23 protein-coding genes and 1 pseudogene are annotated in these 24,821 nt (G+C 65.5%); 19 read left to right on the top strand and 5 right to left on the bottom strand.

Features of this window, described 5'->3' with window-relative positions; genetic code table 11:
- The first annotated feature begins 242 nt into the window (after nt 1–242).
- The 13 genes from F3I62_RS18080 (at nt 243) to nuoN (ending at nt 15,105) form a co-directional block, all read left to right on the top strand.
- A complete protein-coding gene (locus F3I62_RS18080) occupies nt 243–656 on the top strand; it encodes an NADH-quinone oxidoreductase subunit A (RefSeq protein WP_160080833.1) in 414 nt (137 codons plus the stop codon).
- Between the two features lie 10 nt (nt 657–666).
- Nucleotides 667–1,344, top strand: a complete 678-nt coding sequence (locus F3I62_RS18075; protein WP_160491040.1) for an NADH-quinone oxidoreductase subunit B family protein — start codon at nt 667–669, stop codon at nt 1,342–1,344.
- Nucleotides 1,345–1,402: 58 nt separating this feature from the next.
- On the top strand, nt 1,403–3,184 hold the full coding sequence (gene nuoC, locus F3I62_RS18070; RefSeq protein ID WP_160491039.1) for an NADH-quinone oxidoreductase subunit C/D: 1,782 nt from the start codon (nt 1,403–1,405) through the stop codon (nt 3,182–3,184).
- Complete coding sequence (nuoE, locus tag F3I62_RS18065; protein WP_178122534.1) at nt 3,181–3,681, top strand: NADH-quinone oxidoreductase subunit NuoE; 501 nt, start codon at nt 3,181–3,183, stop codon at nt 3,679–3,681. Before nuoC ends, nuoE begins: the two co-directional genes overlap by 4 nt.
- Nucleotides 3,682–3,695: 14 nt before the next feature.
- Nucleotides 3,696–5,051, top strand: a complete 1,356-nt coding sequence (gene nuoF, locus F3I62_RS18060; protein WP_160491037.1) for an NADH-quinone oxidoreductase subunit NuoF — start codon at nt 3,696–3,698, stop codon at nt 5,049–5,051.
- A 94-nt stretch (nt 5,052–5,145) separates the two neighbouring features.
- Nucleotides 5,146–7,854 carry an NADH-quinone oxidoreductase subunit NuoG gene (gene nuoG, locus F3I62_RS18055; RefSeq protein ID WP_160491036.1) on the top strand — a complete coding sequence of 903 codons (2,709 nt, stop codon included), beginning with the start codon at nt 5,146–5,148 and terminating at the stop codon, nt 7,852–7,854.
- Nucleotides 7,851–8,843 (top strand): NADH-quinone oxidoreductase subunit NuoH, encoded by a 993-nt coding sequence (gene nuoH, locus F3I62_RS18050; protein ID WP_160491035.1) that lies wholly within the window; start codon nt 7,851–7,853, stop codon nt 8,841–8,843. The genes nuoG and nuoH overlap by 4 nt, the downstream gene beginning before the upstream one ends.
- Before the next feature lie 13 nt (nt 8,844–8,856).
- The gene (gene nuoI, locus F3I62_RS18045; RefSeq protein WP_160491034.1) at nt 8,857–9,405 is read left to right on the top strand and encodes an NADH-quinone oxidoreductase subunit NuoI; all 549 of its coding nucleotides are present in this window, start codon (nt 8,857–8,859) and stop codon (nt 9,403–9,405) included.
- A gap of 9 nt (nt 9,406–9,414) precedes the next feature.
- Nucleotides 9,415–9,924: an NADH-quinone oxidoreductase subunit J gene (gene nuoJ / locus F3I62_RS18040; protein WP_160080849.1), complete on the top strand. Its 510-nt coding sequence runs from the start codon at nt 9,415–9,417 to the stop codon at nt 9,922–9,924.
- Nucleotides 9,921–10,229, top strand: coding sequence for an NADH-quinone oxidoreductase subunit NuoK (nuoK, locus tag F3I62_RS18035; RefSeq protein WP_160080851.1), 309 nt, complete (start codon nt 9,921–9,923; stop codon nt 10,227–10,229). The genes nuoJ and nuoK overlap by 4 nt, the downstream gene beginning before the upstream one ends.
- Nucleotides 10,226–12,076: an NADH-quinone oxidoreductase subunit L gene (nuoL, locus tag F3I62_RS18030; RefSeq protein WP_160491033.1), complete on the top strand. Its 1,851-nt coding sequence runs from the start codon at nt 10,226–10,228 to the stop codon at nt 12,074–12,076. The genes nuoK and nuoL overlap by 4 nt, the downstream gene beginning before the upstream one ends.
- 15 nt (nt 12,077–12,091) lie before the next feature.
- Nucleotides 12,092–13,621, top strand: a complete 1,530-nt coding sequence (gene nuoM, locus F3I62_RS18025) for an NADH-quinone oxidoreductase subunit M (protein WP_160491032.1) — start codon at nt 12,092–12,094, stop codon at nt 13,619–13,621.
- 8 nt (nt 13,622–13,629) lie between these two features.
- Nucleotides 13,630–15,105 (top strand): NADH-quinone oxidoreductase subunit NuoN, encoded by a 1,476-nt coding sequence (gene nuoN / locus F3I62_RS18020; protein ID WP_160491031.1) that lies wholly within the window; start codon nt 13,630–13,632, stop codon nt 15,103–15,105.
- A gap of 295 nt (nt 15,106–15,400) precedes the next feature.
- On the opposite strand, the gene F3I62_RS18015 is transcribed toward nuoN, so the two are convergent.
- Complete coding sequence (locus F3I62_RS18015; protein WP_160491030.1) at nt 15,401–16,720, bottom strand: Na+/H+ antiporter family protein; 1,320 nt, start codon at nt 16,718–16,720, stop codon at nt 15,401–15,403.
- 254 nt (nt 16,721–16,974) lie between these two features.
- On the opposite strand from F3I62_RS18015, the pseudogene F3I62_RS20625 reads away from it, so the two are divergent.
- From F3I62_RS20625 to F3I62_RS18005, 3 genes and pseudogenes are all read left to right on the top strand, one after another.
- Nucleotides 16,975–18,261: pseudogene (locus tag F3I62_RS20625) on the top strand (HAMP domain-containing protein); the annotation flags it as partial.
- A gap of 102 nt (nt 18,262–18,363) precedes the next feature.
- Nucleotides 18,364–19,119 carry a methyl-accepting chemotaxis protein gene (locus F3I62_RS20620; RefSeq protein WP_372240154.1) on the top strand — a complete coding sequence of 252 codons (756 nt, stop codon included), beginning with the start codon at nt 18,364–18,366 and terminating at the stop codon, nt 19,117–19,119.
- Nucleotides 19,120–19,250: 131 nt separating this feature from the next.
- A complete protein-coding gene (locus tag F3I62_RS18005; protein WP_160491028.1) occupies nt 19,251–19,847 on the top strand; it encodes an NADPH-dependent FMN reductase in 597 nt (198 codons plus the stop codon).
- Between the two features lie 84 nt (nt 19,848–19,931).
- Here the strand turns inward: F3I62_RS18005 and F3I62_RS18000 are convergent, their stop codons facing one another.
- The 4 genes from F3I62_RS18000 to F3I62_RS17985 are packed head-to-tail and all read right to left on the bottom strand — an operon-like array spanning nt 19,932 to nt 22,538.
- A complete protein-coding gene (locus F3I62_RS18000) occupies nt 19,932–21,254 on the bottom strand; it encodes a sensor histidine kinase (protein ID WP_160491027.1) in 1,323 nt (440 codons plus the stop codon).
- Complete coding sequence (locus F3I62_RS17995; protein ID WP_160491026.1) at nt 21,251–21,919, bottom strand: response regulator transcription factor; 669 nt, start codon at nt 21,917–21,919, stop codon at nt 21,251–21,253. Before F3I62_RS17995 ends, F3I62_RS18000 begins: the two co-directional genes overlap by 4 nt.
- Entirely contained in the window at nt 21,919–22,233 is a 315-nt protein-coding gene (locus F3I62_RS17990; RefSeq protein ID WP_160491025.1) for a PepSY domain-containing protein, read from the bottom strand. The genes F3I62_RS17995 and F3I62_RS17990 overlap by 1 nt, the downstream gene beginning before the upstream one ends.
- Nucleotides 22,233–22,538, bottom strand: coding sequence for a PepSY domain-containing protein (locus F3I62_RS17985; RefSeq protein ID WP_160491024.1), 306 nt, complete (start codon nt 22,536–22,538; stop codon nt 22,233–22,235). The genes F3I62_RS17990 and F3I62_RS17985 overlap by 1 nt, the downstream gene beginning before the upstream one ends.
- Nucleotides 22,539–22,733: 195 nt before the next feature.
- Between F3I62_RS17985 and F3I62_RS17980 the strand changes: the two genes are divergently transcribed.
- From F3I62_RS17980 to queD, 3 genes are all read left to right on the top strand, one after another.
- Nucleotides 22,734–23,813, top strand: coding sequence for a patatin-like phospholipase family protein (locus tag F3I62_RS17980; protein ID WP_160491023.1), 1,080 nt, complete (start codon nt 22,734–22,736; stop codon nt 23,811–23,813).
- A gap of 22 nt (nt 23,814–23,835) precedes the next feature.
- Nucleotides 23,836–24,210, top strand: a complete 375-nt coding sequence (locus F3I62_RS17975; RefSeq protein ID WP_160491022.1) for a DUF5329 domain-containing protein — start codon at nt 23,836–23,838, stop codon at nt 24,208–24,210.
- An 87-nt stretch (nt 24,211–24,297) separates the two neighbouring features.
- Nucleotides 24,298–24,654, top strand: a complete 357-nt coding sequence (gene queD, locus F3I62_RS17970; RefSeq protein ID WP_160491021.1) for a 6-carboxytetrahydropterin synthase QueD — start codon at nt 24,298–24,300, stop codon at nt 24,652–24,654.
- Nucleotides 24,655–24,821 lie beyond the last annotated feature (167 nt).

Genomic DNA, 24,821 nt, shown 5'->3' with positions numbered 1-24,821 from the left:
AGTCAAAAAACGTCAATTTAGGCGTACTACCAAAGGAGTAGAGCGCTCTGCAGGGTTGATCGGGCCTGCGTTACAGCCGCGGAGGGTCTGGATACCCCGCCGGATCCGTTCATTTTTTTATTCAGAAAAATTTACTTACCTTGCCCTGCGCGCATAAAATTGCGCCCATACTTTGCAGGGCCCCCGGATCGGGTGCTCTCCACATAAATAGAAGGCCGTCCCTTTATCCAAGGAGAACCGGCATGCCTGATGCGGTAACGACCATGTCCCACAACTGGGCTTTTGCCATTTTTCTGCTCGGCGTGTTCGGGCTCATCGCTTTCATGCTCGGCGTTTCCAGCCTGCTCGGCAGCCGGGCCTGGGGGCGGAGCAAGAACGACCCCTTTGAATCCGGCATGCTGCCCACCGGCACGGCCCGCCTACGCCTCTCGGCAAAGTTCTATCTGGTCGCGATGCTTTTCGTGATCTTCGATGTTGAAGCCCTCTTTCTCTTCGCTTGGGCAGTCTCGGTACGCGAAAGCGGCTGGGCCGGCCTGATCGAAGCTACAGTTTTCATAGCAATTCTGTTGGCAGGTCTTGTCTATCTTTGGCGTATCGGCGCGCTCGACTGGGCACCCGAGGGCCGTCGCAATCGGCAGGCGAAGCTAAAACAATGAGGCTTTGGCAATGCAATACAAACTTACTCGGATCGATCCGGATGCGCCTAACGAGCAGTATCCGGTCGGCGAGCGGGAGACTGTCTCCGACCCGCTGCTAGAAGATCAGGTCCACAAGAACATCTACATGGGCAAGCTCGAAGATGTTCTCAACGGTGCGGTGAACTGGGGTCGCAAGAATTCCCTGTGGCCGTACAACTTCGGCCTGTCCTGCTGCTACGTGGAAATGACCACGGCCTTCACTGCGCCCCACGATATCGCGCGCTTCGGCGCGGAAGTCATCCGTGCGTCCCCGCGCCAGGCCGATTTCATGGTCATCGCCGGTACCTGCTTCATCAAGATGGCGCCGATCATCCAGCGCCTGTACGAGCAGATGCTGGAGCCCAAGTGGGTGATTTCCATGGGCTCGTGCGCCAACTCCGGCGGCATGTACGACATCTACTCGGTGGTTCAGGGGGTCGACAAGTTCCTTCCGGTCGACGTCTACATTCCCGGCTGCCCGCCCCGCCCCGAAGCGTTCCTGCAAGGCTTGATGCTGCTGCAGGAGTCAATCGGCAAGGAGCGTCGTCCGCTGTCCTGGGTCGTGGGCGATCAAGGCATCTACCGTGCCGAAATGCCTTCGCAGAAAGAACAGCGCCGCGAACAGCGCATAGCTGTCACCAACCTGCGCAGCCCCGACGAAGTGTGAGCCCGGGCTCCCGTTCGAGCCCGCTCACTGACGCCGTTGACCGATAGCGACCGAGACCATGACTGCAGACAGCATTCTGTCCATACCGCCATACAAAGCCGATGACCAAGACGTGGTTGTCGAGCTCAATTCCCGTTTTGGTGCCGAGGCGTTCACCGTCCAGAGCACCCGCACCGGCATGCCGGTGCTGTGGGTTTCCCGTGATCGCCTGATCAACGTCCTGACCTTCCTGCGCAACCTGCCGCGCCCCTACGTCATGCTGTATGACCTGCATGGCGTCGACGAGCGCCTGCGCACCCAGCGTCGCGGCCTGCCGGGCGCCGACTTCACGGTGTTCTACCACCTGATGTCGCTCGAACGTAACAGCGACATCATGATCAAGGTGGCGCTGTCCGAGCGCGACCTCAGCCTGCCCAGCGTCACCAGCATCTGGCCCAACGCCAACTGGTACGAGCGCGAAGTGTGGGACCTGTACGGCATCACCTTCAGCGGTCACCCGCACCTGACCCGGATCATGATGCCGCCGACCTGGGAAGGTCACCCGCTGCGCAAGGACTACCCTGCGCGCGCCACCGAATTCGACCCGTACAGCCTGAACCTGGCCAAGCAGCAGCTCGAAGAAGAGGCGGCGCGCTTCAAGCCGGAAGACTGGGGCATGAAGCGTGGCGGCGAGCACGAGGACTACATGTTCCTCAACCTGGGCCCCAACCACCCGTCCGCCCACGGTGCGTTCCGCATCATCCTGCAGCTCGATGGCGAAGAGATCGTCGACTGCGTGCCGGAGATCGGTTACCACCACCGCGGCGCCGAGAAGATGGCCGAGCGCCAGTCCTGGCACAGCTTCATTCCCTATACCGACCGCATCGATTACCTCGGCGGGGTGATGAACAACCTGCCCTACGTGCTGGCGGTCGAGAAGCTGGCCGGTATCCAGGTGCCGCAGAAGGTCGACTTCATCCGCGTGATGCTGGCCGAGTTCTTCCGCATCACCAGCCACCTGCTGTTCCTCGGCACCTATATCCAGGACGTCGGGGCGATGACCCCGGTGTTCTTCACCTTCACCGACCGCCAGCGCGCCTACAAGGTGATCGAGGCCATCACCGGCTTCCGTCTGCACCCGGCCTGGTACCGCATCGGCGGCGTCGCCCACGACCTGCCGCGCGGCTGGGACGGCCTGGTCAAGGAATTCGTCGAATGGCTGCCCAAGCGCCTCGACGAATACACCAAGGCCGCGCTGAAGAACAGCATCCTCAAGGGCCGCACCGTCGGCGTGGCCCAGTACAACACCAAGGAAGCGCTGGAATGGGGCGTCACCGGTGCCGGCCTGCGCTCCACCGGCTGTGACTTCGACCTGCGCAAGGCACGCCCGTACTCAGGCTACGAAAACTTCGAGTTCGAAGTGCCGCTGGCGCACAACGGCGATGCCTACGACCGCTGCATGGTGCGCGTGGAAGAGATGCGCCAGAGCATCAGGATCATCGACCAGTGCCTGCGCAACATGCCGGAAGGCCCGTACAAGGCGGATCACCCGCTGACCACGCCGCCGCCGAAAGAGCGCACGCTGCAGCACATCGAGACCCTGATCACCCACTTCCTGCAGGTTTCCTGGGGGCCGGTCATGCCGGCCAACGAGAGCTTCCAGATGATCGAGGCGACCAAGGGCATCAACAGCTATTACCTGACCAGCGACGGCAGCACCATGAGCTACCGCACCCGGATCCGCACCCCGAGCTTCGCCCACCTGCAGCAGATCCCCTCCGTGATCCGCGGCAGCATGGTGGCCGACCTCATCGCCTACCTGGGCAGTATCGACTTCGTTATGGCCGACGTGGACCGCTGATTATGAGCACGCTTATCCAGACTGATCGCTTCGCCCTCAGCGAAGCCGAGCGCTCGGCCATCGAGCACGAGATGCACCACTACGAGGACCCGCGCGCGGCGTCCATCGAAGCCCTGAAGATCGTGCAGAAGGCCCGCGGCTGGGTGCCGGACGGCGCCGCCGATGCCATCGGCGCGATCCTCGGCATTCCGGCCAGCGACGTCGAGGGCGTGGCCACCTTCTATAGTCAGATCTTCCGCCAGCCGGTGGGTCGCCACATCATCCGCGTGTGCGACAGCATGACCTGCTTCGTCGGCGGCCACGAGAACGTCCTGGCCAGCCTCAAGGATCAGCTCGGCATCGTACCCGGGCAGACCACCACCGACGGCCGCTTCACCCTGTTGCCGGTGTGCTGCCTGGGCAACTGCGACAAGGCCCCGGCGGTGATGATCGACGACGACACCTTCGGCAACATTGATCCCGACGGCGTCGCCCAACTGCTGGAGGCCTATCAATGACTGGGCGCACCGCTATGAGCATCAAGACGCTGACCTCCATCGGACCGGCCAACCGCATCGCCCGCAGCGAAGAGACCCATCCGCTGACCTGGCGCCTGCGCGACGACGCCCAGCCGGTGTGGCTGGAGGAATACCAGGCGAAGAACGGCTATGCCGCCGCGCGCAAGGCCCTGGGCGAAATGGCCCAGGCCGACATCGTGCAGACGGTCAAGGACTCCGGCCTCAAGGGCCGTGGCGGTGCGGGCTTCCCCACCGGCGTGAAGTGGGGCCTGATGCCGGCCGACGAATCCATGAACATCCGCTACCTGCTGTGCAACGCGGACGAGATGGAGCCGAACACCTGGAAGGACCGCATGCTCATGGAGCAGCTGCCTCACCTGCTGGTGGAAGGCATGCTGATCAGCGCGCGCGCCCTCAAGGCCTATCGCGGCTACATCTTCCTGCGCGGCGAGTACGTCGACGCCGCCGCCAACCTCAATCGCGCCATCGCCGAGGCCAAGGCCGCCGGGCTGCTGGGCAAGAACATCCTCGGCAGCGGTTTCGACTTCGAGCTGTTCGTCCATACCGGCGCCGGGCGCTACATCTGCGGCGAAGAAACTGCGCTGATCAACTCCCTGGAAGGCCGCCGCGCCAACCCGCGCTCCAAGCCGCCCTTCCCCGCCGCCGTCGGCGTATGGGGCAAGCCGACCTGCGTCAACAACGTCGAGACCCTGTGCAACGTACCGGCCATCGTCGCCAACGGCGTCGACTGGTACAAGGCCCTGTGCCGTCCGGGCAGCGAAGACATGGGCACCAAGCTGATGGGCTTCTCCGGCAAGGTGAAGAACCCCGGCCTGTGGGAACTGCCGTTCGGCCTGCCGGCCCGCGAGCTGTTCGAGGACTACGCCGGCGGCATGCGCGACGGCTACAAGCTGAAAGCCTGGCAGCCCGGCGGCGCCGGCACCGGCTTCCTCCTGCCGGAACACCTGGACGCCCTGATGTATGCCGGCGGCATCGCCAAGGTCGGTACTCGCATGGGCACCGGCCTGGCCCTGGCCATCGACGACTCGGTGAACATGGTCGCCCTGCTGCGCAACATGGAAGAGTTCTTCGCCCGCGAATCCTGCGGCTGGTGCACGCCGTGCCGCGACGGCCTGCCGTGGAGCGTGAAGATGCTGCGCGCCCTGGAGCGTGGCCAAGGCAGCGCCGAGGACATCGAGACCCTGCTCGGCCTGGTCAACTTCCTCGGCCCCGGCAAGACCTTCTGCGCCCATGCACCGGGCGCCGTCGAGCCGCTGGGCAGTGCGATCAAGTATTTCCGTCCGGAGTTCGAGGCTGGCGTGGCCAGATCGAGCGCCCCGACCAGCGCGGGGCAATTCGCCCCGGCGTGAAGATTGGCGTTACGGCGGCCACTGACCTGGCCCCGCGACACAGCGTGATTCCATTAGCCAAGCCCGCTCACGCGGGTAAGAAGAAACCTGAACCATGGCCACTATCCACGTAGACGGCAAAGATTTCGAAGTCGACGGTGCGGACAACCTGCTGCAGGCCTGTCTGTCCCTCGGGCTCGACATCCCCTACTTCTGCTGGCACCCGGCGCTCGGTAGCGTCGGCGCCTGCCGCCAATGTGCGGTCAAGCAGTACAGCGACGAGAACGACACCCGCGGCCGCCTGGTCATGTCCTGCATGACCCCGGCCACCGACAACACCTGGATCAGCATCGACGACGAAGAGGCCAAGCAGTTCCGCGCCAGCGTCGTCGAGTGGCTGATGACCAACCACCCGCACGACTGCCCGGTGTGCGAGGAAGGCGGCCACTGCCACCTGCAGGACATGACGGTGATGACCGGCCACAACCAGCGCCGGTACCGCTTCACCAAGCGCACCCACCAGAACCAGCAGCTCGGCCCGTTCATTTCCCACGAGATGAACCGCTGCATCGCCTGCTACCGCTGCGTACGCTACTACAAGGACTACGCCGGCGGTACCGACCTGGGCGTCTACGGCGCCCACGACAACGTGTACTTCGGCCGCGTCGAAGACGGCACCCTGGAAAGCGAATTTTCCGGCAACCTGGTCGAGGTCTGCCCGACCGGCGTGTTCACCGACAAGACCCACTCCGAGCGCTACAACCGCAAGTGGGACATGCAGTTCTCGCCGAGCATCTGCCACGGCTGCGCCAGCGGCTGCAACATCAGCCCCGGCGAGCGCTACGGCGAGATCCGCCGCATCGAGAACCGCTTCAACGGCTCGGTCAACCAGTACTTCCTGTGCGACCGCGGCCGTTTCGGCTACGGCTACGTCAACCGGACCGATCGTCCGCGCCAGCCGCTGCAGGGCAACCAGCAACTGGGCATCGACGCGGCGCTGGACAAGGCCGCCGAACTGCTCAAGGGCAAGCGCGTGATCGGCATCGGCTCGCCGCGCGCCAGCCTGGAAAGCAACTTCGCCCTGCGCGAACTGGTCGGTGCCGGCAACTATTACAGCGGCATCGCCGCCGGCGAGCTGGAAAACACCCGGCTGATCCGCGACATCCTGCAGAACGGCCCGCTGCCGGTACCGACCCTGCGCGAGGTGGAAAGCCACGACGCGGTGTTCGTCCTCGGCGAAGACCTGACCCAGACCGCCGCGCGTCTGGCCCTGGCCCTGCGCCAGGCGGTCAAGGGCAAGGCCACCGAAATCGCCGCCTCGATGAAGATCCAGGACTGGCACATGGCCGCCGTGCAGAACGTCGCCCAGCACGCCCTGAATCCGCTGTTCATCGCCAGCGTCGCCGCCACCCGCCTGGATGACGTCGCCGCCGAATGCGTGCACGCCGCCCCCGACGACCTGGCCCGCCTCGGCTTCGCCGTGGCCCACGCCATCGACCCGAGCGCCCCGGCCGTCAGCGGCCTGGACAGCGACGCCGCGCAGCTGGTGCAGCGCATCGCCGACGCCCTGCTGAGCGCCAAGCGCCCGCTGATCATCTCCGGCGCCTCGCTGGGCAGCAAGGCGCTGATCGAAGCCGCCGCCAACATCGCCAGCGCCCTGAAGAATCGCGAGAAGAACGGCTCCATCAGCCTGATCGTCGCCGAAGCCAACAGCATGGGCGCCGTCCTGCTCGGTGGCGAATCGGTCGACGCCGCCCTGGCCGCGCTCAGCGCCGGCCAGGCCGATGCCCTGATCGTGCTGGAAAACGACCTGTACCGCCGCGCCGACGCCGCCAAGGTGGATGCCGCCCTGGCCGCGACCAAGGTGCTGATAGTCGCCGACCATCAGCAGACCGCCACCAGCGCCAAGGCCGACCTGGTGCTGCCGGCTGCCAGCTTCGCCGAAGGCGACGGCACCCTGGTCAGCTTCGAGGGCCGTGCCCAGCGCTTCTTCCAGGTGTTCGAGCCGAGCTATTACGACAGCAGCATCCTGATCCGCGAAGGCTGGCGCTGGCTGCATGCGCTGCACAGCACCCTGCAAGGCAAGCCCGTGGACTGGACCCAGCTGGACCAGGTCACCGAGGCCTGCGCCGCCAGCAGCAGCGTGCTGGCCGGCATCACCGGCGCCGCCCCCAGCGCCTCGTTCCGCATCAAGGGCCTCAAGCTGGCCCGCGAGCCGCACCGCTACAGCGGCCGCACCGCCATGCGCGCCAACATCAGCGTGCACGAGCCGCGCCAGCCGCAGGATGCAGACTCGGCCTTCGCCTTCTCCATGGAAGGCTATGCCGGCAGCCAGGAAGACCGTCAGCAGATTCCGTTCGCCTGGTCGCCGGGCTGGAACTCGCCACAGGCCTGGAACAAGTTCCAGGACGAAGTCGGCGGCCATCTGCGCGCCGGCGATCCGGGCGTGCGCCTGATCGAAGCCAAGGGCACCAGCCTCGCCTGGTTCGGCGTACCGGCGGCGTTCAATCCGGCGCCGGGTACCCTGCAGGCCGTGCCGCTGCACCACCTGTTCGGCAGCGAGGAAACCTCGTCGCGCGCCGCCCCGGTGCAGGAGCGCATCCCGCAGCCGTATGTGGCCCTGGCCAAGGCCGAAGCCGAGCGCCTGGGCGCGAATGAAGGCACCCTGCTCAGCCTGACCCTCAATGGCCAGGCCCTGCGCCTGCCGCTGCAGATCAACGAAGAGCTGGCCATCGGCCTGGTCGGCCTGCCGGTCGGCCTGGCGGGCATCCCGGCGGTCATCGCCGGCGCCGTGGTGACTGGCGTTCAGGAGGCCGCGCAATGAACTGGCTCACGCCTGAAGTGCTGGACGTGATCATCGCGGTGTTCAAGGCCATCGTCATCCTGCTCGCCGTGGTGGTCTGCGGCGCGCTGCTGAGCTTCGTCGAACGCCGCCTGCTCGGCTGGTGGCAGGATCGCTACGGTCCCAACCGGGTGGGTCCGTTCGGCATGTTCCAGATCGCCGCCGACATGATCAAGATGTTCTTCAAGGAGGACTGGACCCCACCGTTCGCCGACAAGTTCATCTTCATCCTGGCGCCGATGATCGCCTTCGCCGCCATGCTGATGGCCTTCGCCATCATCCCGGTCACCCCGACCTGGGGCGTGGCGGACCTGAACATCGGCATCCTGTTCTTCTTCGCCATGGCCGGCCTGTCTGTGTATGCGGTGCTGTTCGCCGGCTGGTCGAGCAACAACAAGTTCGCCCTGCTCGGTGCCCTGCGCGCCTCGGCACAGACCGTGTCCTACGAGGTGTTCCTGGCCCTGGCGCTGATGGGCATCGTCGCCCAGGTCGGCTCGTTCAACATGCGCGACATCGTCGACTACCAGGCCGAAAACCTGTGGTTCATCATTCCGCAGTTCTTCGGTTTCTGTACCTTCTTCATCGCCGGCGTGGCCGTGACTCACCGTCACCCCTTCGACCAGCCGGAAGCGGAGCAGGAGCTGGCCGACGGTTACCACATCGAATACGCCGGGATGAAATGGGGCATGTTCTTCGTCGGCGAATACGTCGGCATCGTGACCATTTCCGCCCTGTTGGTGACCCTGTTCTTCGGTGGCTGGCACGGGCCGTTCGGCATCCTGCCGCAGATCCCGTTCTTCTGGTTCGCCCTGAAGACCTGCTTCTTCATCATGCTGTTCATCCTGCTGCGCGCCTCCATCCCGCGCCCGCGCTATGACCAGGTGATGGCCTTCAGCTGGAAGTTCTGCCTGCCGCTGACCCTGATCAACCTGCTGGTGACCGGCGCGCTCGTGCTGGCCTCGGCCCAGTAAGGAGAAACACACGATGCTCAAGTACATCTGGGAAGTGGTGCACGGCACCTTTACCCAACTGCGCAGCCTGGTGATGGTGTTCAGTCACGGCTTTCGCAAACGCGACACCCTGCAATACCCGGAAGAACCGGTCTACCTGCCGCCGCGCTACCGCGGGCGCATCGTCCTGACCCGCGACCCCGACGGCGAGGAACGCTGCGTAGCCTGCAACCTGTGCGCCGTGGCCTGCCCGGTCGGCTGCATCTCCCTGCAGAAGGCCGAGACCCCGGACGGCCGCTGGTACCCGGACTTCTTCCGCATCAACTTCTCGCGCTGCATCTTCTGCGGCCTGTGCGAAGAAGCCTGCCCGACCACCGCGATCCAGCTCACCCCGGATTTCGAGATGGGCGAGTTCAAGCGCCAGGATCTGGTGTACGAGAAGGAAGACCTACTTATCAGCGGCCCGGGCAAGAACCCGGACTACAACTTCTACCGCGTAGCCGGTATGGCCATTGCCGGCAAGCCGAAAGGCGCCGCGCAGAACGAGGCCGAACCGATCAACGTGAAAGGCCTGCTGCCCTAAGGACGAACGATGGAATTCGCTTTCTACTTCGCCGCGGGGGTTGCCGTGGCTTCGACCCTGCGGGTGATCACCAACACCAACCCGGTGCACGCCCTGCTGTACCTGATCGTCTCGTTGCTCGCCGTGGCCATGACCTTCTTCGCCCTCGGTGCGCCCTTTGCTGGCGCCCTGGAGATCATCGTCTACGCCGGCGCCATCATGGTGCTGTTCGTCTTCGTGGTGATGATGCTCAACCTCGGCCCGGCGGCCGCCGAGCAGGAACGCAAGTGGCTCAAGCCCGGCATCTGGACCGGTCCGGCCATTCTGTCCGCCCTGCTCCTCGGCCAGCTGCTGTACGGGCTGTTCCAGGCGCCTAGCGGTGCCTCGATCGGCCTGGTCACGGTCGACGCCAAGGCGGTCGGCATCGCCCTGTTCGGCCCCTACCTGCTGGCCGTCGAACTGGCCTCCATGCTGCTGCTCGCCGCGCTGGTCGCCGCCTACCACCTGGGCCGCCACGAAGCTAAGGATCTAACGCCATGAATGCGATTCCCATGGAGCACGGCCTGGCCCTGGCCGGCGTGCTGTTCAGCCTCGGCCTGATCGGCCTGATGGTACGGCGCAACATCCTGTTCGTACTGATGAGCCTGGAAGTGATGATGAACGCGACCGCCCTGGCCTTCGTGGTCGCCGGCAGCCGCTGGGTGCAGGCCGACGGGCAGATCATGTTCATTCTGGTGATCACCCTGGCAGCCGCCGAGGCCAGTATCGGCCTGGCCATCCTGCTGCAGCTGTATCGCCGCTTCCACACCCTCGATATCGACGCTGCCAGCGAGATGCGCGGATGAATCTTCTATTCCTGACTTGCCTGTTCCCCCTGCTCGGCTGGCTGCTGCTGGCCTTCTCCCGTGGTCGCCTGTCCGAGAACCTGTCCGCCCTGATCGGCGTCGGCTCGGTCGGCCTGTCGGCGCTCACCGCTGCCTGGGTGATCTTCCAGTTCAACGTGGCCCCGCCCGAGGGTGGCGTGTTCACCCAGGTGCTGTGGCAGTGGATGAACGTCGCCGGCTTCGCGCCGAGTTTCACCCTGTACCTGGACGGCCTGTCGCTGACCATGCTCGGCGTGGTCACCGGCGTCGGCTTCCTGATCCACCTGTTCGCCAGCTGGTACATGCGCGGCGAAGAGGGTTACTCGCGCTTCTTCGCCTACACCAACCTGTTCATCTTCAGCATGCTGATGCTGGTGCTGGGCGACAACCTGCTGGTGCTGTACTTCGGCTGGGAAGGCGTGGGCCTGTGCTCGTACCTGCTGATCGGCTTCTACTTCAAGCACGTGCCCAACGGCAATGCGGCCTTGAAAGCCTTCATCGTCACCCGCGTCGGCGACGTGTTCATGGCCATCGGCCTGTTCATCCTGTTCCTCCACCTCGGCACCCTGAACATCCAGGAGCTGATGGTGCTGGCGCCGCAGAAGTACGTGGCCGGCGACAGCTGGCTGTGGATCGCCACCCTGATGCTGCTCGGCGGTGCGGTGGGCAAATCCGCCCAGCTGCCGCTGCAGACCTGGCTGGCCGACGCCATGGCCGGCCCGACCCCGGTCTCCGCGCTGATCCACGCGGCGACCATGGTCACCGCCGGCGTGTACCTGATCGCCCGCACCCACGGTCTGTTCCTGCTGACCCCGGACATCCTCGAGCTGGTCGGCATCGTCGGCGGCGTGACCCTGGTCCTGGCCGGCTTCGCCGCCCTGGTGCAGACCGACATCAAGCGCATCCTCGCCTACTCGACCATGAGCCAGATCGGCTACATGTTCCTCGCCCTCGGCGTGCAGGCCTGGGACGCGGCGATCTTCCACCTGATGACCCACGCCTTCTTCAAGGCCCTGCTGTTCCTCGCCTCCGGTGCGGTGATCAACGCCTGCCACCACGAGCAGAACATCTTCAAGATGGGCGGCCTGTGGAAGAAGCTGCCGCTGGCCTATGCCAGCTTCATCGTCGGCGGTGCCGCCCTGGCCGCCCTGCCGCTGATCACCGCCGGTTTCTATTCCAAGGACGAGATCCTCTGGGAAGCCTTCGCCAGCGGTCACCAGGAGCTGCTGTACGCCGGCCTGGTCGGTGCCTTCATGACCTCGCTGTACACCTTCCGCCTGATCTTCATCGCCTTCCACGGCGAGCAGCAGACCGAGGCCCATGCCGGTCATGGCGTGGCCCACTGGCTGCCGTTGGTGGTGCTGATCGTGCTGTCGACCTTCATCGGCGCGCTGATCTCCCCGCCGCTGGCCGGCGTGCTGCCGCAGAGCGTCGGCCATGCCGGTGGCGAAGCCCAGCACGGCCTGGAAATCGCCTCGGGCGCCATCGCCATCGCCGGCATCCTCCTGGCCGCCCTGCTGTTCCTCGGCAAGCGCAGCTTCGCTACGGCGGTGGCGCAGAGCGGCCCGGGCCGTTTCCTCTCGGCCTGGTGGTTCGCCGCCTGGGGCTTCGACTGGCTCTATGACAAGTTGTTCGTGCAGCCCTACCTGCTGATCTGCCGCCTGCTCGGGCGTGACCCGATCGATCGCAGCATCGGCCTGGTGCCGCGCCTGGTGCGAGGCGGCAACGCTGTAGTGGCCCGCGCCCAGACCGGTCAGGTGCGCTGGTACGCCACGTCCATCGCCGGGGGCGCCGTGCTGGTGCTCGCCGTCCTCCTGTTTCTGAATTAAGGAAAATAGCCCGTCATGATTCTGCCCTGGCTAATCCTGATCCCCTTCATCGGCGGCCTGCTGTGCTGGCTGTGCGAGCGCTTCGGCAACACCCTGCCGCGCTGGATCGCCCTGCTGAGCATGGTTCTGCTGTTCGGCCTCGGTCTGTGGCTGTGGGCCACCGGCAATTTCGCCCTGGCTCCGGCCCCCGGCGCCGATCCGGTGTGGGCGGCCGAGTTCAAGCTGCAGTGGATCGAGCGTTTCGGCATCAGCGTGCACCTGGCGCTGGACGGCCTGTCGGTGCTGATGATCAGCCTCACCGGCCTGCTCGGCGTGCTGTCCGTGCTGTGCTCGTGGAACGAGATCCAGAACCGCGTCGGCTTCTTCCACCTCAACCTGATGTGGATCCTCGGCGGCGTGGTCGGCGTGTTCCTCGCCGTCGACCTGTTCCTGTTCTTCTTCTTCTGGGAAATGATGCTGGTGCCGATGTACTTCCTCATCGCGCTCTGGGGTCATAGCGGCAGCGAAGGCAAGACCCGCATCTACGCCGCCACCAAGTTCTTCATCTTCACCCAGGCCAGCGGCCTGATCATGCTGGTGGCCATCCTCGGCCTGGTGTTCGTCCATTTCGACCAGACCGGCGTGCTGACCTTCAACTACGCCGACCTGCTGAAGACCCAGATGAGCGCCGGTACCGAGTACCTGCTGATGCTTGGCTTCTTCATCGCCTTCGCGGTGAAGTTCCCGGTGGTGCCATTCCACTCCTGGCTGCCGGACGCCCACGCCCAGGCGCCGACCGCAGGTTCCGTGGACCTGGCCGGTATCCTGCTGAAGACCGCCGCCTACGGCATGATGCGCTTCGCCCTGCCGCTGTTCCCCAACGCCTCGGCCGAGTTCGCGCCGATCGCCCAGTGGCTCGGCGTGTTCGCCATCGTCTACGGCGCCCTGCTGTCCTTCGCCCAGACCGACATCAAGCGCCTGGTGGCCTTCTCCAGCGTGTCGCACATGGGCTTCGTGCTGATCGCCATCTACTCCGGCAGCCAGATCGCCCTGCAGGGCGCAGTGGTGCAGATGCTGGCCCACGGCCTGTCCGCCGCGGCCCTGTTCATCCTCTGCGGCCAGCTGTACGAGCGCCTGCACACCCGCGACATGCGCGAGATGGGCGGCATCTGGGCACGCATGCCCTGGCTGCCCGCGGTGAGCCTGTTCTTTGCCGCCGCCGCCCTCGGCCTGCCGGGCACCGGCAACTTCGTCGGCGAGTTCCTGATCCTGATCGGCAGCTTCCAGGCCGCGCCCTGGGTCACCGTGCTGGCCGCCACCGGCCTGGTATTCGGGTCGGTCTACTCGTTGATCATGATCCACCGCGCCTACTTCGGCCAGGCCAAGGCGGATACCGTCCTGCAGGGCCTGAAACCGCGCGAGCTGGTCATGGTGCTGGGCCTGGCGGCACTGCTGATCCTGCTTGGCGTCTACCCGCAGCCGGTGCTCGACACCTCCGCTGCCACCATGTCCGGTGTGCAGCAGTGGCTGGGTAGCGCTCTCAATCAACTCGTTTCGGCCCGGTAAGTAGTGCTATGCAACTGACGACTCAACACTTCATCGCCCTGCTACCACTGCTGATCACCAGTGCCACCATCGTTGTGGTGATGCTGGCGATCGCCTGGAAACGCAACCACAGCTGGACCTACGGCCTCTCGGTGCTGGGCCTCAACCTGGCCCTGCTGTCGCTGCTGCCGGCGCTCAAGGTCACTCCGCTGCAAGTCACCCCGCTGCTGCTGGTGGACAACTTCGCCTGCTACTACATGGCCCTGGTGCTGGCCGCGACCCTGGCCTGCGTGACGCTGATCCACGCCTACCTGGGTGGCGATTCGGGCAAGGGCTATCCGGGCAACCGCGAAGAGCTGTACCTGCTGATGCTGCTGTCCGCCGCCGGCGGCCTGGTACTGGTCAGCGCCCAGCATCTGGCCGGCCTGTTCATCGGCCTGGAACTGCTGTCGGTACCGACCTACGGGATGATCGCCTACGCCTTCTTCAACAAGCGCTCGCTGGAAGCCGGCATCAAGTACATGGTGCTGTCCGCGGCCGGTTCCGCCTTCCTGCTGTTCGGCATGGCCCTGCTGTATGGCGAAGCCGGCAGCCTGAGCTTCGCCGGGATCGGCAGCAAGCTGGCGGCCAATGGCTTGCCGAGCCTGATCGCGCAGATCGGCATCGGCATGATGCTGGTCGGCCTGGCCTTCAAGCTGTCGCTGGTGCCCTTCCACCTGTGGACTCCGGACGTCTACGAAGGCGCCCCGGCGCCGGTGGCGGCCTTCCTGGCCACCGCCAGCAAGGTCGCGGTATTCGCCGTGCTGCTGCGCCTGTACCAGATCTCCCCGGTCACTTCCAGCGGCTGGCTGAGCGAACTGCTGACGGTAATTGCCATCGCCTCGATCCTGTTCGGCAACCTGCTGGCCCTGCTGCAGAGCAACATCAAGCGCCTGCTCGGTTACTCCTCGATCGCCCACTTCGGTTACCTGCTGGTGGCGCTGATCGCCAGCAAGGGCCTGGCCGTGGAGGCGGTCGGCGTGTACCTGGCCACCTACGTGCTGACCAGCCTGGGTGCCTTCGGCGTGATCACCCTGATGTCGACGCCCTACAGCGGCCGCGATTGCGATGCCCTGTACGAGTACCGCGGCCTGTTCTGGCGCCGCCCGTACCTGACCGCCGTGCTCACCGTGATGATGCTGTCGCTGGCCGGCATCCCGCTGACGGCCGGCTTCATCGGCAAGTTCTACGTGGTCGCCGCGGGCGTGCAAGGCCAGCTGTGGTGGCTGCTCGGCACGCTGGTGCTGGGTAGCGCCATCGGTGTGTTCTATTACCTGCGGGTGATGGTCACCCTGTTCCTGGTCCAGCCCAACCTGCGTCGCCATGATGCCGACATGCACTGGGCCCAGCACGCCGGCGGCATCATGCTGCTGTTCGTGGCCGTACTGGCCTTCTTCCTCGGCGTCTACCCGCAGCCGCTGCTGGAGCTGGTGCAGCAGGCGGGTCTGGTGGCCATCGCCCACTGAGGCCTGAGGCAATACGAAAGAACCGGCTCAGGCCGGTTTTTTTGTGCCCCGGAAAAACGCGGCCCCGCCGATCTCGCCGGCTACAGCCAGACCAGGCGCCACATGCGGCGGCGCAGATAGGCCGAGAAAGCGCAGCCAAGGGGCTGTGATTTCACTCGCGCTGCGCAGCCTGCCAAAGCCTGTCAGGCGGCAGACGCTAGGCAATCCAGATGGCTATCGCCGGGTAATGGCCCAGATAGCAAAACGGGGTTGGCGCTTACGCGACAACCCCGTTTCGAACGACTGCCAGAAAGCCTTACAGCACCATGGCGGCAACCCAGCCGAACACCAGCAGCGGCAGGTTGTAGTGCAGGAAGGTCGGCACCACGCTGTCCCAGATATGGCTGTGCTGGCCGTCGACGTTGAGGCCGGAGGTCGGCCCGAGGGTCGAGTCGGACGCTGGCGAGCCGGCATCGCCCAGGGCGCCGGCGGTGCCGATGATGCTGACGATGGCCAGCGGGCTGAAGCCCAGCTGCACGCCCAGCGGCACGAAGATCGCGGCGATGATCGGCACGGTGGAGAAGGACGAACCGATGCCCATGGTCACCAGCAGGCCGACCAGCAGCATCAGCAGCGCACCGATGGCCTTGCTGTTGCCGATCCAGGCCGTCGAGGCATCCACCAGGGTCTTCACGTCGCCGGTGGCATTCATCACCTCGGCAAAGCCCTGGGCGGCGATCATGATGAAGCCGATCATGGCCATCATCTTCATGCCTTCGGTGAACAGGTCATCGGCCTCTTTCCAGCGCACCACGCCGGACACCGAGAAGATCACGAAGCCGACCAGCGCGCCGATGATCATCGAGTCCAGCCACAGCTGCACGACGAACGCCGCGGCCACGGCCACGGCCGCCACCAGCAGGCTCAGCGGGTTGTAGACGACGCGGACCTGTTCGGCCTGCTCGATCTTCTCCAGGTCGTAGACGCGCTTCTTGCGGTAGCTGAAGAACACCGCGACGAGCAGGCCGACCAGCATGCCGATGGCCGGGATCAGCATGGCCTCGGTAACATTGACCCCCGCCACGTCCACCCCGCCCTTGACCACGTTGGCCAGCAGGATGTCGTTGAGGAAGATATTGCCGAAGCCCACCGGCAGGAACATGTAGGGGGTGATCAGGCCGAAGGTGATCACGCAGGCGATCAGCCGGCGGTCGATCTGCAGCTTGGTCAGCACATACAGCAGCGGCGGCACCAGCAGCGGGATGAACGCGATATGGATCGGCAGGATGTTCTGCGACGACACCGACACCGCCAGCAGCAGGCCGACCAGCAGCCACTTGACCTCGCTGGCACCCTTCTCGTGGTTGCGCCCGACCAGGGCCAGCGCCTTGTCGGCCAGGGCATGGGCCAGGCCCGACTTGGCGATGGCCACGGCAAAGGCGCCGAGCAGCGCGTAGGACAGCGCCACGGTAGCGCCGGCCCCCAGGCCCTTGTTGAAGGCGGCCAGCGCCCCCTCGATCCCCAGGCCACCGAACAGGCCGCCGGCCAGGCCGCCGATGATCAGTGCCACCACCACATGCACCCGGCACAGGCTGAGGACCAGCATGATGCCGACTGCGGCCACAACTGCGTTCATGACTTGCTCCCATCAGGACGATAAAGCGGGCCCGCAAGCCCAGGAAAAAAGCGCAGCACTCTGCCCGATGGGTCAGCTTCTGTCAAAAGTAAAAACGTGCAGAATTCTGAGCAACATGTGCATAATTCTTGCAATCGTTTTCAGCTGCTCAACGTGAAGCTCATGTAGCCTCCTATTTCGCCGCATTGCAGATCAAGTCTGCCCCCTGCGCACCGATATAGGGCTAGAAGTCTGAACTGATAAGGACCCCACCAATGCAGTCCCGTAGCCTGTCCATCCAATGGAAAATCACCCTGCTCGCCGGTCTCTGCCTGCTGGCCATCGTGACGCTGCTGGTCGGCGCCTCGCTGTTCCAGTCCACCCGCAGCGCCGAGCTGGTCAAGGCATCCAGCAGCCAGATGCTCGACGAATCGGCGCGCCTGCGCATGGCCGCCCGCGGCGAGCTGCAAGGCATCCGCATCCAGCGCTACTTCATGGACGCCTACCAGTACGGCAAGGGCTTCTCACGCCAGGTGCTGTTCCTCAAGGACCAGGCGGAAAAGCGCTTTCTGGATGCCTTCGACCTGCGTGAAGACCTGACCCGGCAAGTGCGCACCGCCCTGGAGGCCAACCCCAACCTGCTCGGCCTCTATGTGGTGTTCGAGGCCAACGCCCTGGATGGCAAGGACGAACTGTTCGCCAGCCAGGCCGAACTGGGCAGCAATGACAGCGGCCGCTTCGCCCTCTACTGGTCGCAGAGCACGCCCGGTGCGCTGGAGTCCGAGGCCTTGAGCGAGGAAATGCTCAACGACACCACCGCCGGCCCCAGCGGCACGCCCTACAACGCCTGGTACACCTGCCCGCGCGACAGCCGCAGGGCCTGTGTGCTCGATCCCTATTACGACGAGATCAACGGCCAGCAGGTGCTGATGACCAGCATCGCCTTCCCCCTCGAGCAGAACGGCAAGGTGATCGGCGTGCTCGGCGTGGACATCAGCCTGGCCAGCCTGCAGCAGCTCAGCGACAAGGCCAGCCAGGAGCTGTACGACGGCCAGGGCCATGTCAGCATCATCAGCCCGGCGGGCCTGCTCGCCGGCCACAGCCGCGACGCCGGCCTGCTCGGCAAGCCCGTGGCCAGCGGCTACCCCGAGCATGGCAACGAGCTCAAGCGCATGCTCGACAGCGGCAAGGCCCAGTACGGCGAACAGGACAGCATGCTGCGCGTGCTCGAGCCGTTGCTGCCGATCCCGGAGAGCAAGCCCTGGGGCGTGCTGCTGGAAGTGCCGATGGACACCCTGCTCGGCCCGGCCCATGAGCTGGAAAATCAGCTGGATGCGCAGCGCACCGGCGACACCCTGATGTCCCTGGCCCTGGCGCTGATCGCCATCCTGCTCGGCGCGCTATTGATGTGGCTGACCGCCCGCGGCGTGACCCGGCCGATTCTCCAGGTGGCCGCCATGCTGCAGAACATCGCCAGCGGCGAAGGTGACCTGACCCGCCGCCTCGACTACGCCAAGGCCGACGAACTGGGCACCCTCGCCGGCTGGTTCAACCGTTTCCTCGACAAGCTGCAGCCGGTGATCGCCGACGTCAAACGCAGCGTGCAGGACGCCCGCCACACCGCCGACCAGTCCGCCGCCATCGCCAGCCAGACCAGCGCCGGCATGCAGCAGCAGTTCCGCGAAGTCGACCAGGTGGCCACCGCCTCCCACGAGATGAGCGCCACCGCCCATGACGTCGCCAACAGCGCCTCGCAGGCCGCCGACGCCGCCCGCGGCGCCGATGCGGCAACCCGCGAGGGGCTGGCGGTCATCGATCGCACCACCCTGTCCATCGAACAACTGGCCGGTGAACTGAACGCGGCCATGCAGGAAGTCGAAGGCCTGGCCAGCAGCAGCGAGCAGATCGGTTCGGTGCTGGAGGTGATCCGCGCCATTGCCGAGCAGACCAACCTGCTGGCACTCAACGCCGCCATCGAGGCCGCCCGCGCCGGCGAGGCCGGGCGCGGCTTCGCCGTGGTGGCCGACGAGGTGCGCAACCTGGCCAAGCGCACCCAGGACTCGGTGGAGGAAATCCGCCAGGTGATCGAGGGCCTGCAGCACGGCACCCGCGAGGTGGTCGGCTCCATGCACAGCAGCCACAGGCAGGCCCAGGGCAGCGTCGAGCAGGTCGAACAGGCGGTCGGCGCACTGCGCCGCATCGGTGACGCGGTGAGCGTGATCAGCGACATGAACCTGCAGATCGCCAGCGCCGCCGAGGAGCAGAGTGCGGTGGCCGAGGAGATCAACCGCAACGTGGCGAGCATCCGCGATGTCACCGAGACCCTCTCCGGCCAGGCCGAGGAGTCGGCCCGGGTCAGCCAGTCGCTGAACAGCCTGGCCAACCATCAGCAAGGCCTGATGGACCAGTTCCGCGTCTGATCGCCAGCTCCTGGCGCCGCAACGGCGCCAGGTTGACGCGTGCCGTCCCTGCGCCTGGCGCCACGGCCCTTGCCCCCGTGCCGAGTGCCCGCTAGCCTCTGCCGCCACCTTTCCAAGCCGAGACCCACCGCATGCTGAATATCGTTCTGCTCGCCGGCTCCAGCCGCACTGACAGCCAATCCGCCAAGGTCGCCCGCTACCTGGGCCAGCGCCTGATCGAACTGGGCCTGAGCACCGAAGGCAGTACCACCGTGCTCGACCTCGGCCGGCAGCCCCTGCCGCTCTGGCCGGCGGACGACAACGGCCCGTGGGCCGAGTACCAGCCGCTGCTACAGGGCGCAGACGCCGTGGTGGTGATCGCCCCCGAGTGGAACGGCATGGCCGCGCCGGCGCTGAAGAACTTCTTCCTGTACGCCGGCAAAGCCGAGCTGGGGCACAAGCCGGGCCTGCTGGTCGGGGTTTCCTCGGGCATCGGCGGCGCCTATCCGATTAGCGAACTGCGCGCCTCCAGCTACAAGAACTGCCGCCTCTGCTACCTGCCGGAACACCTGATCGTGCGCCATGTGGAGGCCGTACTGAACGAGGCGCAGCCCGCCAACGAGGATGACCAGCGCCTGCGCAAGCGCATCGACTATGCCCTGGACATCCTCGCCAAGTACGCCCGGGCGCTGCAACCGGTACGCGCCTCGATCGACCTCAACCAGGGCGCCTTCGCCAACGGCATGTAAAAAGCGCCATTGGCAGGGGCGCCGCAGCCGCGAAAGGACCTCGACAGCGCGGCATCCTTCGCGGCCGCAGCCGTTGCTAGAGATTCAGCGAGCCTTGCGCTGCGGCAACTCGATGGCCACCCGCAGGCCGCCCCAGGGGCTGTCCTGCAGCTCGATGCTGCCGCCCCAGGCCTCGACGATATCGCGCACGATGCCCAGGCCCAGGCCGTGGCCGGCGACCTGCTCGTCCAGGCGCACACCGCGCCCCAGTACCTCGCCGCGGCGGGTTTCGGCAATGCCCGGCCCATCGTCGTCGACCAGCACGCTGTAGCCGCTCGCCGTTGCCGCCAGGCTCAGGCACACGCGACTGACCGCCCATTTGCAGGCGTTGTCCAGCAGGTTGCCCAGCAGTTCCAGCATGTCCTCGCGGTCCCAGGGCAGACGCAGACCGGCGGCGGCCTGCCAGTCCAGCTGCAAGCCGCGGTCATGGATCATCTGCAGGGTGCTCAGCAGCCCGGGCAGCTCCTGCGCACAATCGAAATGCGCGCCCGGCAACACCTCCCCGGCCAGGCGGGCGCGCCCCAGCTCGCGACCCAGGCGCTGCTCGATCTGCGCCAGGTGTTCGAGCAGGCCGCTGCGCAGCTCGCGCTGAGCGTCAAGCTCCGCGCGGTTAGCCAGGCTGACCAGCACCGCCAGCGGCGTCTTCAACGCATGGCCCAGGTTGCCCAGGGCGTTGCGCGAGCGCTTGAGGGTGTCCTCGGTGTGGGCCAGCAGGTGGTTGACCTGAGTCACCAGGGGCTCCAGCTCCTGCGGTACCGTGCTGTCCAGCTCGCTGCGTCGGCCCTGCTGCAACTGGGCGATCTGCTGGCGCACCTGCTCCAGCGGGCGCAACGCGCTGCGTACCGTGTAGCGCTGCGCCAGCAGGATCAGCAGCAGGGCGGCGGCGCCCAGGCCCAGGCCGATCCACTGGATGCGCCGGAAGCTCTGCAGGATCGGCGTGTAATCCTGCGCCACGACTATGGCGAATTGTTCGCCGTGGCGCTGGTAATCGGCGCGAAAGCGCAGCAGCTGCTGGCCACGCGGGCCGTCGCCCAGGCCCGCTTGCAGCCCTGCCCTGGCGGCCTGGTCGAGCTGGCGATCCCACAGCGAGCGCGAGCGCCAGGTCTTGTCGGCGAAGTCGATACGGAAATACAGCCCGGAATAGGGCCGCTGGTAGGCCGAGGTCAGGCGCCGCTCGTCCAGCTGCAGGCCTTGCGGGCCCCGCACGATAGCAATCAGCAGGGCCTCGGCTTCATCGCGCAGGCCCGCTTCCAGATAGCCGCGCAGGCTGTGATCGAACAGCCACAGGCTGGTCTGCGCCAGGGCCAGTCCCACGACCAGCAGGGCCCCGGCCAGACCGAGACTGAGGCGACGCTGGATCGACTTCACCCGGTCACTCCGCTGAAGCGGTAACCCTGGCCGCGGCGGGTTTCGATCACTTCGCGGCCGAGCTTGCCGCGCAGGCGATTGACGTGCACCTCGAGAACATTCGAGTCGCGCTCGGTCTCGCCGTCGTACAGGTGCTCGGCCAGATGGCTCTTCGACAGGATCTGCCCGGGGTGCAGCATGAAGTAGCGCAGCAGGCGAAACTCGGCCGCGGTCAGCTCGATCTCTGCACCATCGCGCGTCGCGCACTGGCGCCCTTCGTCCAGCTGCAAGCCGGCGGCTTCCAGCTGCGGCTGGTTGGCCAGGCCGTGGGCGCGGCGCAACAAGGCCTGAATGCGCAGGGCCAGCTCTTCCGGGTGAAAAGGCTTGGTCAGGTAGTCGTCGGCCCCTGCCTTGAGGCCGTCAATGCGCTCGGCCCAGGAGCCGCGGGCCGTGAGGATCAGCACCGGGATACTCAGACCCGAATTGCGCCATTCGCGCAACACCTCCAGGCCGGGTTTGCCGGGCAGGCCCAGGTCGAGAATGATCAGGTCATAGGGTTCGCTGGCGCCCTGGTAAACCGCATCGCGACCGTCGGCCAGCCAGTCCACCGCGTAGCCCTGGCGCCCCAGGCCGGCGATCAGCTCGTCGGCCAGCGGCACATGATCCTCAACCAGCAACAGACGCATCAGTCCTCCACCTCGTCCTTCAGGATGCGGCCATTGCGGGCATCCAGCTCCAATTCGCGCACCATGCCGTCGACCGTCAGCAACTCCACCTCGTAGACCCGCACCTCATCCTCCTCTTCCAGCTCGGCCTCCAGCAAGGTGGCCCCGGGATAGCGCTCCAAGGCCGGCTGCATCAGCTGCTCCAGGGGCAGGATCGCACCGCTCTCGCGCAGGCGCAGCGCCTCGTCATGGTCCAGGTCGCGCGCTTGCACCTGCAGAGCCAGTACGGCGAGGACCAGGGCGACTATGCCGCTATAACGTGCCACGAATTTCATCAGTAATCTCGTTGATCTTGCAGCACCTCGCCGGTGCTGGCATCCAGGTCCAGGTCCCACTGCACGCCCTGGGCGTCACGCAGCTCGGCCTGATAGATGTAGCGGCCATGTTCCTGCTCCAGCTCGGTATCCTCGACGGCCGCGCCCGGATGCTTGGCCATGGCCGCGGCATTGAGCTTTTCGAACGACTGGATGGTACCCGCATCACGCAGCTTCAGGGCTTCATCCGGGCCCAGATCGCGGGCCTGGGCAATGCCGGCAGCGGTCAGAGTGGCAACGGCAAACAGAGCGGTCAACTTTTTCATGGTGGCTCTCCTTGGGGAAGGCTATTGGCTTGCTAGGAGAGCCAAGATACCCAGGCCGACTTAATTCAAGCTGAATTCAGCCTGCCCCGGCGCGCCACCCGCAGAAGCGCAATGAGTCCATCATTCACGAGCTGAACCTGCTTGGCCTGGCAATGCAGCGCACTATAATCGCTGGCTTGCCCCGTGGAGCCCCGTATGAGCAGCATCCAGATCAAGTCACCCGCCCTCAGCCTGCGTGCCGGCAAGCGCGCACTCGCACGTATTCGCGAACGCGGCCTGCAGCCGGCCGATGTCGGCATTCTGCCCGGCGCTGCAGGAGGTCCGAAAGGCCTGGGCATCCAGGGCCTGGATCTGGCGCTGTTCGGAGACTGGCTGCCGCGGGCACCACGGGAACGCTCGCTGATCGGCGCCTCGATCGGCTCCTGGCGCTTCGCCAGCGCCTGCCTGCCGGATGCCTGCGCGGGTATCCGTCGCCTCGGCGAGCTGTATACCAGCCAGCGCTTCGCCAAGGGCGTGAGCATGGCCGAGGTCTCGCGCAGCTGCGTGCAACTGCTCGACGACCTGCTCGAAGGGCAGGATGCCGCCATCCTGGACAACCCGCTGTATCGTCTGAATATCGTCGTGGTCAAGAGCCACGGCCTGATGCAGCACGATCACAAGGCCAAGCTGGGACTGGGCCTGTCTTCGGTCATCGGCAATAACCTGCTGGCCCGCCAGCGCCTGGCCCGGCACTTCGACCGGGTCATTCTGCACGACGCGCGCCAGGCGCCACCGCTGGCGAGGCTGAACGACTTCCGCTCGCATTTTCATGCGCTCGACGGCCACAACCTGCGCCATGCACTCCTGGCTTCGGGCTCCATCCCCATGGTGATGGAGGCCATCCGCGAGATCCCGGGCCTGGAGCCCGGCGCCTACCGCGATGGCGGTCTGCTCGACTATCACCTGGATCTGCCCTATGCCGGTGATGGCGTGGTGCTCTACCCGCACTTCACCGACAGGATCATTCCCGGCTGGTTCGATAAGAGCCTGCCCTGGCGCCGCGGCAACCCTGAGCAGCTGCAGGATGTGCTGCTGCTCTCCCCTTCACGGGAATACCTGGCGGCGCTGCCGCATGGCAAACTGCCGGACCGCAGCGACTTCAAGCGCTTCCTCGGCGACGATGCCGGACGCGAACGCTACTGGCGCCAGGCTATGGCCGAGAGCGAACGACTCGGTGACGAGTTTCTCGAGCTGGCCGACAGCGGCCGTCTGGCTGACCGCCTCCAACCGCTCTAACCCCAAGCAAAGGACTGTATCCATGACACCCCTCAGAACGCTCTGGCTTGCCTGTGCAAGCCTGTTGTTGCTGAGCAATGCTGCCGAAGCCGCCCTGGACACCCAGGGCCAGCAGGAAGTCGATGGCTTGCTCCGTTTCGTCGAGAGCAGTGGCTGCAACTTCATCCGCAACGGCAGCGAGCACAGCCCCAAGGATGCCCGCGCCCACCTGCAGAAAAAACTCGACTATCTGAATGACAAGGGTCTGGTCGACTCGGCAGAAGACTTCATTGCCCGTGCAGCCACGGAAAGCAGCTTCAGCGGCACCCCCTACCAAGTCAGCTGTGGCGGTCAAAAGCACGGGGCGGCCGACTGGCTCAAGGCCGAACTGCAGCGCCTGCGCCAGAACCAGCGCTGACTGAGGGGCCAAGCGCAGAGTGAGCTGTTAAACTGGCCACCTGCTTTGGCCGCCCCTCGCGGCCACCCCTGCGAAGAGCGTCAGATCTTGGAACTGTTCAAAGAATTCATTTTCGAATCCGCCCACCGCCTGCCGCATGTGCCGGAAGGCCACAAGTGCGGCCGCCTGCATGGCCATTCATTTCGCGCCGCCATCTATATCGAAGGCGAAGTGGACCCTTACACCGGCTGGATTCGCGACTTCTCGGAGATCAAGGCCATCTTCAAGCCTATCTACGAGCAGCTCGACCACAACTACCTGAATGACATCCCTGGCCTGGAAAACCCCACCAGCGAAAACCTCGCCAAGTGGATCTGGCAACAGCTCAAACCGGTATTGCCAGAGCTCTCGCGCATCTGCATCAAGGAAACCTGTACCAGCGGCTGCGAATACCGCGGGGACTGAGCAAGCCTGGAAATACAAAAGCCACCTTCGGGTGGCTTTTTTGTGCGCGTCGTTAGGAGAGCCGGGGCTGACGCCCTTGCCACATACCGCATGCTTCGTTTGGATTTCTGCCGCGCAAAGACAAACCCCCGACCATCTTTCGATGATCGGGGGTTTGGGATAGGAGC

The sequence above is a fragment of the Pseudomonas sp. R-28-1W-6 genome, assembly GCF_009799925.1.
In the GTDB taxonomy this organism is placed as follows: domain Bacteria; phylum Pseudomonadota; class Gammaproteobacteria; order Pseudomonadales; family Pseudomonadaceae; genus Aquipseudomonas.
Note: the sequence above shows the minus strand (reverse complement) of the source record. Positions and strands in the feature narration are given on the sequence as shown.